Below are 11,675 nucleotides of genomic sequence, written 5' to 3'. Positions count from 1 at the left end.
CGCTTGTTATATATGTATTAATTTGCGGAAAATCGGCCCAGGTGCTCGGCGACCCGGCGGTCCAGCGCAGGCTTCCACTCTGCCGGCATGACTTGATTGACCAGTTGCGCAATCCGTTCGATCTCGGCCAGTTCCGCGGTATTTTTCGTGGTGGCTTGGGCAGCGCTGTTCCACATGTAAATCTTTGCCAGACTGGCCGGCGTCAGCGCGCCAGTGGCCGGGTCGGGCGCGCTGTTGGCGTACAGGATGGCCACCGGCAAATAGGCCGGCGCATAGCCTTCGGAGGCCGCATGCTCCAGCCATGACAGGGCCAGCGCCAGGTTGACATCGCCGCCCTCGCCCTGCCCCAGCATCACGCCCAGGCGGTATTGCGCCGGATGGTTGCGGTGTTCCGCCGCCTGCCGATACCAATGACGCGCGGCCGCCAGGTCTTGCGGCACGTCCGTGCCATCCTTGTAATAGTCGGCGATGCGCAGCATGGCCGGCACCGACCCGGCCTGCGCCGCTTGCGCGCACAGCCCCAGGCCGTGCCCGACATCCTTGCCGACGACCTGCCCGCCGATATACAGTTGACCGGCCGAACAGAGCGCATAGGCGATGCCCGCCTGCGCCGCCTTGCGGTACCACGCTTCGGCCGCCTTGCCGTCGGCCGCCTGTCCGATGCCTGCAGCCAGGCAATCGCCAAAAAACTGTTGCGCAGCGGGAATGTTGCGCTGCGCCGCCTTGCCGAACCAGCCGCAGGCGGCTGCCCCATTGCGCGCCCGCCCCCATCCTTCGCGTTCGATCAAGCCCAGATTGAATTGCGCCAGGGGATTGCGGGCGGCGACGCGCGCATATTCCTTGTAGGCGAGTCCGTAGTCCTGGGCCGCCAGCGCCTTGTCGGCGCGCTTCAGCTCAGTGCTGAGGTCGCGCGGCGCGGCGCCGGCCTGTGGCGCGGCAAGCAGCAGCGCGGCCATTGTTGTAACAGCAAGTTTACGCAAAGTGCTAATCCCTGTTTGGATACAGGCCATTGGAGGCCGCGATGTAATACGTCAAGGCGATAAAGGATGGCCGGATATCGATTGCATCGCCACTTCCGACGGGAAGCGTCTGGCCGCTGGCCGTTGCGGTGCCGCCGATGACGCCGTCCAGCGCCTGACCGACCGTAGTCACGGTTCCCGCCATGCCAGGCACCGTGACCGAAACGGTGCCACCGGTGATGGCGCCGGCATTCAGTGTCGCATCCGGTGCCGCCGAGGAATAAATGTTGGAGGACGCAGAGATTGCCTTGCCCAGATAAGCGCCCGATGGCGAGGAGCCCCCATTGGCGCTACCGGACACATTCATTTTCAAGTCCGCTACCGTGCCTGTCGCAACGGTACTGGGAATGAGTGCCGTGCCCGTCAGCGCAGGCAAGGCCACGCCGACCTTCAGCTTGCTCAGGTCGACGGGAACCGCGGCCAGCGCGAACGTATGGGGCGGCAGTTGTGCAACCTTCAATTTGATCGCATTTGCACCGCCCTTGTCGCCAGCCATGTAGTCCTCGCCGTTGGCGCCGATGATGAACTTGCCGCGCAGGTCAGGCAGCTTGAACGTCGTCTGGGTAACGACGCCATAAGCGTTACCAATCAGGGAATACAGTGCCACATTCGTATTGATATACATATCGCGTCCGTCAGCCAGCACATACTGCCGATTGAAACTGCCGAAATTGTATGGCACGGCCATGATGCAGATGCTCGCCAGGACAGGGCTGTCGGAACAGGCAAAACTGTTGGGCGCCCAGGCTGCCGAGACGATGCCGGCGATCAGTGTGGTGCGAGAAAAGTGTTTCTTGACTACCGATTTCATTTTTTATTTCCCCTTGATGTGAAGCAAACGTATGTGCAAGGCGGGCCTCAGGCTTCCTGCCCCGTCGCCAGTGGCGCCGCTGGCCGCAGCCCGCTGCCCGCATCCGGGTGAAGGATCTTTTCCAGTATTTCGACGATCTCCGCGATACGGCGCGTGGCATCCTTGAATTCGCTAACGCCAGGAACAGTTGGCCCGTGCTCGATTGCCAGAAAATCCGGGCCGAGTATCTCTTCGATGTACGTCTTGACATGCTGCACCCCAGCCATGGTCAGGTACGCTGCGGCGGTGGCAGGGGCAGGCCCCGGGGGGGCGCCTGAAAATACGGCGCCCGGCAGAGCGGCGTAGAGCGTTTTCGAGGCGGTGGAATCGGCCAGGGCAAGCAGCACCACGCCATATATCTGTTCCGGCAGCTTTACCCCGCCTTCGGCATCGGAATTGCCGTAAAGGGTAGGCAATTGCAGCAGCGTGCCCAGGGCCCAGGCATGCGGCACGATATCGTACTGATTGTGGATCAGGACATTCCAGCTCTGCCAGGCTTTGCCGCCCGCGGCCTGGCGCGGAAAGGCATCGGCAAAGCGCCTGGAAAAACTGGTATTGCCGGGAGAGGCGCCCGCGGTCGGATAAACCCGTACCCGCTCGAATCTGGACAAGGCGCCGTGTTCCTTCAGGTACAGGGCAAAAGTCGGCGCCAGCGCGCCGGCAAGGCTATGCCCGGTGAAGATCATGCGCGTCCCGGCGCTTGCCGTGCCATTGAGCTGCCCGATAAAATCGGCAAGGCTGCTTGTTCCATGCGCAGGATCGGTCGGCGTCAATGCGGCAATGTGCCGCACGCCAGTCGCCGTGCCTTTGGAAATGAGCGGCATGGCGGAATTGGGCGCAGCGGCAACGGCAAACGGCATGGCCGGATCATATTGCGCCCAGTTGACGGTGGACGACACCGTAAAATCCTCCACGATCCAGTCATAGCCGGAGATGAAATTGGTGGCCGCAATGGCAACCACATAGCTTGCGGCTGTCGTTCCATCCTCGAACGCGACTTCCGGATTATAAAAAACAACGGCGGCATTCTCTGCCACCCGGGACTTCGCGCCGCGCCAGACCGCCGGCCCCCAGACGATTTCCCAGCCAGTCCCCAGGCCTGCCGAGACCGCCGGCTCAGGCAAGGCGGCCTGGATATTGGCCACCAGCTGGGCTTCCAGCGGGTCGCCATGCGTGCCCGGAACATAGCGGTCCCTGGCGATATAGTTGGAAGACAGATTCGATAATAAGGACAGGGCAAACGTCTGTTGAAAAACATCAAAATGTGCTGACATGGTCTCTTTCTATGCCAAGAACTTCGTGAATAAGACGGTATTCGCCGGGTAAAAAATCATGCTGTTTTTATATGCGGCTTTCATTGCGGTGCCCAGCGAGTTCTTTTGATTTATTTTTATCGCCAGCCAGGGATAAAAAATCGGCTTGAATAATGTACTTTTTATCTTTCCATTATCTTTCCGTCCCTGATTTGCTTAGTATAGTGACTCCGTTACTTAAATAACAAACCACCAATACCCACCAGAAGTGACCAATTGTGACGGTGGCCGCCTCCTTCCCATTGGCAGCCGCGCGGTGCCGTCCCTTGGTCGGCGCCATCCGCTCGGCGGCATAGTGCGTACGCTGTTTTAAATAAGGGGGATTTATCCGAAACCGCATTCGGGGCATTGAATGTGGCGCGTTTTAATATATTGATGTAGATCAATCTATTTTCGAATTGCATGCAGCAGAATGTGAGCATACGCAAATGTCTGTTGAACAGACTATGGCAGCACTATGCATGATCAACTTGATAAGGAATGATATGACACCCACAACCATGAAAGCCGCCGTTGTCGAGCAACTGGGCCAGCCGCTGGTGCTGCGCGAGGTTCCCGTGCCGGTGCCCGGTCCCGGCCAGATCCTGGTCAAGACGGAAGCGTGCGGCGTGTGCCACACGGACTTGCATGCGGCGCGCGGCGACTGGCCCGTCAAGCCGACGCCGCCGTTCATTCCCGGCCACGAAGGCATCGGCCTGGTGGTGGCCGTGGGCACGGGCGTGACCGAAGTGCAGCTGGGCGACCGGGTCGGCGTGCCCTGGCTGTACTCGGCTTGCGGCCATTGCGAACATTGCCTGGCAGCCTGGGAAACCGTGTGCGCCGAGGCGCAGTTCGGCGGCTACACGAAGAATGGCGGCTTCGCCGAGTACATCCTGGCCGATCCGCGCTACGTCGCGCACATTCCGGCCGGTCTTTCCGCCGTGCAAGCCGCGCCCATCATCTGCGCCGGCGTCACCAGCTACAAGGGCATCAAGGAAACGGGCGCGCGGCCCGGCGAATGGCTGGCCGTGTCCGGCATCGGCGGCCTGGGCCACCTGGCCATCGAATACGCGCTGGCCATGGGCTTGCGCGTGGCGGCCGTCGACATCGATGAAGGCAAGCTGGAGCACGCGCGCGCCCTCGGCGCCGAAGTCACCATCAACGCCCGCCAGGGCGACCCGGTCGCGGCCTTGCGCGAAGCGACGGGCGGCGGCGCGCACGGCGTGCTGATCACGGCGCCGTCGCTCGATGCCTTCCAGCAAGGCGTGGCGATGACGCGCAAGCGCGGCACCTGCGTATTGGTCGGCTTGCCGCCGGGCGACTTCCCGACGCCGCTGTTCGACGTCGTCGCCAATTGCGTGACGATACGCGGCTCTTTTGTGGGCACGCGCCAGGACATGGCCGAGGCGCTCGCGTTCGCCGCGCATGGCAAGGTCAAGGCCGACGTGGAATTGCAGCCGTTGTCGGCAATCAACGAGGTCTTCAGCCGGCTGGAACATGGCAAGGTCGCCGCGCGCGTGGTGCTCGATTTCAGCGCCAACTGAGCGGCACGCCAACTGCGCCGGTGTGTCGTGCGACGGCAATTAAATTTTTGTTACTATAATTGCATATCATAAAGGACACACCGATGAAAATATCTCTTTCCGGCTTGCTGGCCTGCGCCGCCCTCGCCTTTTCCGCCCCCGCCAGCGCGGCCGAACCGGCCGCGTCCTCCCTGCCCGGGCATTATTACCTGCAAGGCGTCATGGAAGTGGGTTCCGAACTGCTGCTGAAAAAGGACGGCAAGTTCGAATGGATGCTGAGTTACGGCAATACCGACGAGCAAGCCAGCGGCGAGTGGCGCGTTGCCGGCGACCTGGTGACCCTGGTGGCGGGCAACGGCGGCCAGGAGCCGCAGTTCCGCCTGTTCGAGGAAAACGAAATGCGCATCCAGAAACCCGCCGAAGCGGGCGTGTGGGTGGCCATCGTCGGCTACCCACAGGTGGGGCCGATGCCCGGCGTGGAAGTGAAGTTCGAGGCGCAAAGCGGCAAGACGGCCACGGCCGTCAGCGTGGCGAACGGCGACGCCATCGTGCGCATGCCGGCGTCGGAGCGCTGGGTGCGGGCCGGCTTGCGCCGCCAGGGATCAAAGGCCGACTATCAATGGCTGGCCGTGCCGCCCGAACGCGTCAAGGACCGCCTCGCCGCCTTCGCCGTCACCGACGCCAAGTGGCTCCAGGGCCAGGCCTTCCAGAAGCTGGCCTTGCGCGTCGTCAAGGGCGGCCTGAAAGTGGACGGCGTGGACAGCGCCGTGGCCAGGGGCCTGTACACCAAGCAGTAGCCTGATACGGCAATCCCGGCCAGTCCGCCACGGCAACGGGCCGCGCACGTCCACGACGGCATTCATCCTCCTCTCCCAGCCGCCGGCGCCAGGCCGGCGCGCCGCACGACCGGAATCGCTCATTCCCCCACGTTATTCGGCCCGCGCGCAGCCGTGCGCCGTTGACACTGCGCACCGTCTGTCCTATAGTCGCCGGGTTAACGACAAATGAGAATGAGAATCATGTTCAGTTCTATGAAGAAATGGCTCGTGTGTTATCCGCTCATGGCCGCGACCCTGCTGCTGGCCGGAAGCGCGCAGGCGCAGGCGACCGATCCTGGCGCAGGCGCCAAGCAATTGTGGCAATTGATCGATTATGTTGCCGTCGATTACAGCGGTGCCGTCGAGCACGGCAAGGTGGTCAGCGAAGCGGAATACGCGGAAATGCTCGATTTCACGGACAACGCGACGACGCAGATCGCCGCCCTGCCCGCCCATGCCTCGAAGGCGGCCATTGCCGCCGCCATCGCGCAATTGCGCACGGCCGTCGTCGCCAAGGCGGACGGCGCGGACGTCAAGCGCCTGGCGCACCACGCGAACGGCTTGCTGATCGCCGCCTATCCGATACCCGTGGCGCCGAAGGTACTGCCCAACCTGATGCGCGGCGCGGCCCTGTATGCGGCCCAGTGCGCTTCCTGCCACGGAGTGGCCGGCGGCGGCGATGGTCCGCTGGCGGCCAGCCTGGAACCGAAACCGATCGCCTTCACGGATGCCGAGCGGGCCCAGTCGCGCAGCGTGATGGCGCTGTACCAGGTCATTTCGCAAGGCGTGGCCGGTACCTCGATGGCCAGTTTCGGCCAGCTGTCCGAGAACGAACGCTGGGACCTGGCCTTCTTTGTGGGCGGCATGTCGCACGACGCGGCGGCGCGCACGCACGGCGAAAAGCTGTGGCAAGACGATCCACGGGCCAAACAACTGTACGCGGACCTGGCCGCCGTGACGACCGTGACGCAGGAAGCGGCGGCCGCCAAGCTGGGCGCGGACGAGGCGCATGCGCTGACGGCGTACCTGCGCAGCCACCCGGACAAGGCCGAGGCGCACAAGCCCGCGGGCCTGGCCCTGTCGCGCCTGCGCCTGGCCGAAAGCCTGGCCGCCATGCGCGCGGGCGACCGCGCGGGCGCCACGCGCCTGGGCCTGTCGGCCTACCTGGACGGTTTCGAGCCGATCGAACCGATGGTCGGCGCGCGCAACAAATCCCTGCTGCTGGCCGTGGAAAACGCCATGCTGGCCTACCGTTCCGCCGTTGCAAAAGGCACGGTGGCCGACGCCGAGGCGGCCGGCGACAAGCTGCAGCAACTGTTTACCCACGTGGAAGCGGAACTGGGCGACGCCAAGGCCGACCCGATGACGACTTTTGTCGGCGCCCTGACGATCCTGCTGCGCGAAGGCGTGGAAGCGCTGCTGATCGTGATCGGCATCATCGCCTTCCTGCGCAAGGCCAAGCGCAGCGACGTCATGCCCTACGTGCATGGCGGCTGGATCAGCGCCCTGGTGGCGGGCGCCCTGACGTGGGTGGCGGCAACCTATCTGGTGACCATCAGCGGCGCCAGCCGCGAGGTGAGCGAAGGGCTCGGTTCCGTGTTTGCCGCCCTGGTCCTGCTCAGCGTGGGCCTGTGGATGCACCAGAAGAGCAGCGCCGGGCGCTGGCAGGAATATTTGCACGAGAAACTCACGGCGGCCATGACGCGGCGCTCCGCCTGGGGCCTGTTCGCCCTGGCCTTCATCGCCGTCTACCGCGAAGTGTTTGAAACCGTGCTGTTCTATTCCGCCCTGGCGGCGGACGGCAACGGCGGCGCCCTGCTGGGCGGCTTCCTGGCGGCCATCGTGCTGCTGGTGGTGATCGCCTGGGCCTTGCTGCGCACCAGCGCCCGCATGCCGATTGGCAAGTTCTTCTCGTGGACGTCCGCCTTCGTGGCCGTGCTGGCCGTGATATTGATGGGCAAAGGCGTGGCCGCGCTGCAGGAAGCGGGCTGGGTCGGCGTCACCCCCGTCGATTTCATGCGCATCGACTTGCTGGGCATCCTGCCCACGGCGGAAACCCTGCTGGCGCAGGCGGCCATCCTGGCCATCATCGCCACCGGCTACGGCTGGAACCGCTACTCGGCAGGCAAGCACAAGCTGGCCTGAGCTTGAAGCTTCATCCCTGAAACGCGCCGGCACGGGCGTTTCCGCCAGCCCCCGATCGCTGCCTGCAGCCATCGGGGGCTGTTGCATTGCGGCCGCTTACTGCGCCATGGCGCCCGACGACTTGTTGTTGCCGTGTACTTTCACTCCCGCCAGCCAGGTCTCCTCCACCGCGATGTCGCGCAGCTTGCGCACGCTTTCGTCCAGCGGGTCTTGCGCCAGGATCACCAGGTCGGCCCGCTTGCCGGCTTCCAGCGAGCCGACCAAGTGGTCGAGGTGGCAGTGCCAGGCGGCATCGAGCGTGACGGCGCGCAAGGCCGCCATGCGGCTCAGGCACTCGTCCTGGTTCAGCACCTCTTTCCCTGGCGCGGCTTCCATGGTGCGGAACACGGCCTGCTCCATCATGCGCAAGGGCCCCAGCGGCGAGACGAAATGGTCCGAATGCAGGCTGATGCGCATCCCGGCATTCAATGCCGACTGGCAGCGGTCCAGCATCTGGACCCGCTCCTGGCCAAAAATGGTGCGCTGGAAGGTGTGTCCCCAGTAGCCGACGTGGCCGATGAGGAAACTGGGGTTCAGTTGCAGTTCCGCCATCTTGTCGATTGCCGCGTCATCCAGCAGCGATGCGTGTTCCACGCGCAGCCGCAGCTGGCGCCGCTTTTGCGCCTCCTCTTCGCTGAGGATGCCCGGCCGTGGCGTCAAGACCTGCCGGTAGCTGTCCAGCACATAGTCCACCGCCTTGTCGCCGTTGGCGTGCACCAGCACGGGCCAGCCGTGCCCCACCGCCTTGTCCAGCATGCTGGTGAACACGGATGTCACGGGATAGTTGCTCAGGCCAGTGTCCGGCACCCCGGGCACGGAGTGCTCATGCGCACAGGCATAGGGTTCGTTCTGGTAGCCCGTCAAGCCCTGGTTCGAGCCATCCGCGATCAGCTTGATCGCCTTGATGCTGAAACGCTGGTCGCCGTGGCTGTCCAGGTCCGGCGTGTAGTGCTGCAGCCACTCGTCCAGCGCCTGTTCTTCGGGTTTGGTAAACAGCGCGGCGCCGATGCGCACGGGCCCCAGGAGGGCCGCCAGTTTCAGCAGGCCGATTTCCAGCTGCGGGTGCTCGGTGGCACCCAGGCCGGCATCGAATACGGTGGTAAGGCCCATGGCGGAAGCGTTGTCCAGCACCTGCTTCAGGCTGGCCACGAATTCCAGCAGCCTCGGTTGCGGCGCGGCCTGCAGCGCCTTGGCGATGTTGATCTCGGTCAGCACCCCGGAAGGGGTGTCCGTGATGCCAGCCGCGTTCAGCGCAGCGGTATTCAGATAGGCAAGGTGGCCGGACGAGTTCATCAGCAGGATGGGCACCGTGCTGCTGAGCGGGTCCAGTTGCGTGACGGTGATGTCTTCCCAATCGAGCATCAGCGACGGATCGACGCCGAAACCGAGCACCCAGGGCTTGCCACCCTTGTCTTTCGGCAGCGTGTCCGGCTGGTCCAGCGCTTTGCCGATCTGCCGGCTGATGCTGTGGAAACTGTACTCCGGATCCAGCTCCTGTTGCCGCGGGGGCTGCTGGAAGGGCGTGAGCGGCAGCCAGCTCCTGTACAGCGCGCTGGGCAGCACGTGCATATGGGGTTCGACGAAGCCGGGCAGCAAGGTGCGGCCATCCAGATCCACCTCGCGCAACGCATGCGCCTGCATGGCCTGGCGCACGTCGTGCAGCGTGCCCGTGGCCATGATGGTGCCGCCGGCGATGCCCACGGCCTCCACCCGCTTGCTGCCGCCGCTGGCCATGGTGTGAATGACACCGTTATGGAAGATGGTGGCTTGCGGCGCCAGTGTCCGGGCGTGCCGGGAATACGCTTGTTGAAACGCCGCATCGAGTTCACCGCCGGCTGCGGTGTCCGGCAACAGGCCAGCGGTCCATGCCGGCAGGTGAGGCAGGTTGCAGCAGGCGCAACCGAGGTGCTCATGGCTCATGCGGATTCCTATCAGAAGTAAATGATTAACGAGAAAAGAATGAATGCATTCTTGATTCAAAATCTCTATAACTTCCTCATAGAATAACGAATTGACAATCAAAAAAACTCAAACTTTGTCACGCCCATGGAAATAACCACCGCTGACTTCGTCAATCTCCCCGCACCTTATTTATTTTTCTCCGCATTTTCCATGCCACCTGTTTTACCATTCGCTCCGCTCCCGTCCAGTTTCTAGCAAGCGGAAATGAAAATATTTTTCAGCATGTGACAATTGGATAGTAATATTTTCAAAAATTTAACTATATTCGATATTGCGGCGATGCTGCCGTTCGCCGGACACTGGCTGTATCACAAACTATTTCCATTGCATGCACCACTAACGAAAGTTTATCGATGAACGCTCAACGCACAACAATCTGGTCGCTGGGTCTTATTGTGGCAGGCGCCCTGTTATCGTCCCATGCCTATGCGGCGAAAATCCCCGACTGCGGCAAACGGGAACCGAGCAAAACCCTGCCCACCCCGAAAAACAGCGAATATGACGCCTACCGCAATGCGAAGGCGAGCGCGGTGGCCGGTGGTGCGGGCAATACCGTCTTCAATAACAATGAAGGCCGCCTTCCCGCCGCCGGCAAGGACGAGGTTTATTATGAATACTATCTGGGTATCGGCGGCGATGGCGGGGCCGGATCGCATCGCGCCGTATTGCTCGTGCAAACACCGGCGGGTAAACGCAAGCTGGTGGAACGCTATTACACGCAGGACCACTATGCTTCCTTCTGCAGCCTGAAAAGCTAATCTGTTGATTTAAAAATCAGGCGGCGCCGGAAAAATAGCGGCTGCCGCTTGATTCTCCGGCGCATTAAAGTCGAGCCATTCGACTGCCTGCATGATCTCCCCCCTGCACTGCCTCACCGCGGCGCATCGCGCGCATCCACATAGGCCCAGGCTTGCATGCCCGACGCCAGAGTGACGCGCTCGCGCCGGTAATCGGCCACCTCGTAGCCGTCCGCCTGCCGCAATTCCTCCAGCGAGACGGTCAGCACGGCGCCCGGCACGCCATCCGTCGGAATCGTGCTGCGCGAGGCGATCGGATGATGCGTCTTGCCGCTGGTCGCCACCACCTGCGCATCGTCGATGGCCAGCAATGCCAGACGGTAGCCGGGCAAGCGGTCGGGCCGGCTGTCGAGCAATCGGCCGAAGGTGGCCAGTTGCACCTCGGGCTGCTGCAAGGTGCCGTAGGAAAACAGGTGTTCCGTCGCTGCCGCTGGAATAGTTGCCATTTGAATAGTTGCCATCTGTCGCTCCTGGTCGCATGTCGATAGCGTCTATCGTAGCGCCTTTTGCCGGCACAGGCCCTGCGCGGTTTTGAAAACTGCGATATGATGACCATCATGCAGAACTCATCCAACCAATCATCTGACAAGAAATCCCCGGCGCACAGCCGCAAGGAAGCCACCCACGAACGCATCGTCGAGGTGGCCACGCGCGCCATCCGCCGCAGCGGCTATGCGGGCACGGGCGTGGCCGACATCATGAAGGAAGCGGGCCTGACGCACGGCGGCTTCTATGCGCATTTCGCCTCGCGCGACGCGCTGCTGGCCGAAGCGGGCGACCGCGCTGGCGCCGAAGCGGTGGCGCTGGCGGCCAGGGTGGCCGCCAGCGCCCCGCCCGGCCAGGCCCTGCAAGCCATGCTGGCCGCCTACCTGTCGCCCGAACACATCGCCGCCATCGAGGTAGGCTGCCCCGTGTCGGCGCTGGGTTCGGAAATGCCGCGCCAAGCGCCCGAGGTGCGGCGCGCCGCCACCATCCACATCAAGGAAATGATCGACCTGTTCGCGCGCCAGTTGCCGAACTGGGGCCAGCCCGAAGCGCACGCGCAAGCGATGGCGACGGTGTGCGCCATGATCGGCACCACCATCCTGGCGCGCGCCGTCGACGAGCCGGCCCTGTCGGACGCCCTGTGCGCGGCCACCCTGGCGCAGTTTCAAGATGCAAATCAGCCGTAACGCCCATGGCCCGGGTTCGCCCCGGGCTTTTTTTTCAAACTACAATATGACGATCATC

Annotated in this window: 10 protein-coding genes; 5 read left to right on the top strand and 5 right to left on the bottom strand. The window is 63.2% G+C overall.

What is annotated here, in order from left to right; translation table 11 throughout:
• Positions 1–17: 17 nt before the first annotated feature.
• Genes IGS61_RS27790 through IGS61_RS01395 form a run of 3 tightly spaced genes read right to left on the bottom strand, consistent with a single transcriptional unit; the run spans position 18 to position 3,143 of the window.
• Positions 18–956 (bottom strand): tetratricopeptide repeat protein, encoded by a 939-nt coding sequence (locus IGS61_RS27790; protein WP_268993673.1) that lies wholly within the window; start codon positions 954–956, stop codon positions 18–20.
• A gap of 28 nt (positions 957–984) precedes the next feature.
• Entirely contained in the window at positions 985–1,830 is an 846-nt protein-coding gene (locus IGS61_RS01400; protein ID WP_230537717.1) for a phage tail protein, read from the bottom strand.
• Between the two features lie 47 nt (positions 1,831–1,877).
• Positions 1,878–3,143 carry a lipase family protein gene (locus IGS61_RS01395; protein WP_230537696.1) on the bottom strand — a complete coding sequence of 422 codons (1,266 nt, stop codon included), beginning with the start codon at positions 3,141–3,143 and terminating at the stop codon, positions 1,878–1,880.
• Positions 3,144–3,667: 524 nt separating this feature from the next.
• Between IGS61_RS01395 and IGS61_RS01390 the strand changes: the two genes are divergently transcribed.
• From IGS61_RS01390 to IGS61_RS01380, 3 genes are all read left to right on the top strand, one after another.
• Positions 3,668–4,705, top strand: a complete 1,038-nt coding sequence (locus tag IGS61_RS01390; protein WP_230537689.1) for a zinc-dependent alcohol dehydrogenase — start codon at positions 3,668–3,670, stop codon at positions 4,703–4,705.
• A gap of 83 nt (positions 4,706–4,788) precedes the next feature.
• Complete coding sequence (locus IGS61_RS01385) at positions 4,789–5,481, top strand: hypothetical protein (RefSeq protein ID WP_230537687.1); 693 nt, start codon at positions 4,789–4,791, stop codon at positions 5,479–5,481.
• A 222-nt stretch (positions 5,482–5,703) separates the two neighbouring features.
• The gene (locus IGS61_RS01380) at positions 5,704–7,647 is read left to right on the top strand and encodes a cytochrome c/FTR1 family iron permease (RefSeq protein WP_230537685.1); all 1,944 of its coding nucleotides are present in this window, start codon (positions 5,704–5,706) and stop codon (positions 7,645–7,647) included.
• A 96-nt stretch (positions 7,648–7,743) separates the two neighbouring features.
• Here IGS61_RS01380 and IGS61_RS01375 read toward each other — a convergent pair whose 3' ends face one another.
• On the bottom strand, positions 7,744–9,606 hold the full coding sequence (locus tag IGS61_RS01375) for an amidohydrolase (protein ID WP_230537684.1): 1,863 nt from the start codon (positions 9,604–9,606) through the stop codon (positions 7,744–7,746).
• 395 nt (positions 9,607–10,001) lie between these two features.
• Between IGS61_RS01375 and IGS61_RS01370 the strand changes: the two genes are divergently transcribed.
• The gene (locus IGS61_RS01370; RefSeq protein WP_230537683.1) at positions 10,002–10,406 is read left to right on the top strand and encodes a ribonuclease domain-containing protein; all 405 of its coding nucleotides are present in this window, start codon (positions 10,002–10,004) and stop codon (positions 10,404–10,406) included.
• Between the two features lie 113 nt (positions 10,407–10,519).
• On the opposite strand, the gene IGS61_RS01365 is transcribed toward IGS61_RS01370, so the two are convergent.
• Positions 10,520–10,906 carry a gamma-glutamylcyclotransferase family protein gene (locus IGS61_RS01365; RefSeq protein WP_230537682.1) on the bottom strand — a complete coding sequence of 129 codons (387 nt, stop codon included), beginning with the start codon at positions 10,904–10,906 and terminating at the stop codon, positions 10,520–10,522.
• An 84-nt stretch (positions 10,907–10,990) separates the two neighbouring features.
• On the opposite strand from IGS61_RS01365, the gene IGS61_RS01360 reads away from it, so the two are divergent.
• Positions 10,991–11,617: a TetR/AcrR family transcriptional regulator gene (locus IGS61_RS01360; protein ID WP_230537681.1), complete on the top strand. Its 627-nt coding sequence runs from the start codon at positions 10,991–10,993 to the stop codon at positions 11,615–11,617.
• The last annotated feature ends 58 nt before the right edge of the window (positions 11,618–11,675 follow it).

Source organism: Janthinobacterium sp. FW305-129, assembly GCF_020858115.1.
GTDB lineage: Bacteria > Pseudomonadota > Gammaproteobacteria > Burkholderiales > Burkholderiaceae_D > Janthinobacterium.
This window is presented reverse-complemented; position numbering and strand designations above follow the sequence as displayed.

Coding starts and splice junctions, on each gene's coding strand:
- IGS61_RS27790 (WP_268993673.1), bottom strand. CDS start 956: ATGGCCGCGCTGCTGCTTGCCGCGCCACAGGCCGGCGCCGCGCCGCGC.
- IGS61_RS01400 (WP_230537717.1), bottom strand. CDS start 1,830: ATGAAATCGGTAGTCAAGAAACACTTTTCTCGCACCACACTGATCGCC.
- IGS61_RS01395 (WP_230537696.1), bottom strand. CDS start 3,143: ATGTCAGCACATTTTGATGTTTTTCAACAGACGTTTGCCCTGTCCTTA.
- IGS61_RS01390 (WP_230537689.1), top strand. CDS start 3,668: ATGACACCCACAACCATGAAAGCCGCCGTTGTCGAGCAACTGGGCCAG.
- IGS61_RS01385 (WP_230537687.1), top strand. CDS start 4,789: ATGAAAATATCTCTTTCCGGCTTGCTGGCCTGCGCCGCCCTCGCCTTT.
- IGS61_RS01380 (WP_230537685.1), top strand. CDS start 5,704: ATGTTCAGTTCTATGAAGAAATGGCTCGTGTGTTATCCGCTCATGGCC.
- IGS61_RS01375 (WP_230537684.1), bottom strand. CDS start 9,606: ATGAGCCATGAGCACCTCGGTTGCGCCTGCTGCAACCTGCCTCACCTG.
- IGS61_RS01370 (WP_230537683.1), top strand. CDS start 10,002: ATGAACGCTCAACGCACAACAATCTGGTCGCTGGGTCTTATTGTGGCA.
- IGS61_RS01365 (WP_230537682.1), bottom strand. CDS start 10,906: ATGGCAACTATTCAAATGGCAACTATTCCAGCGGCAGCGACGGAACAC.
- IGS61_RS01360 (WP_230537681.1), top strand. CDS start 10,991: ATGATGACCATCATGCAGAACTCATCCAACCAATCATCTGACAAGAAA.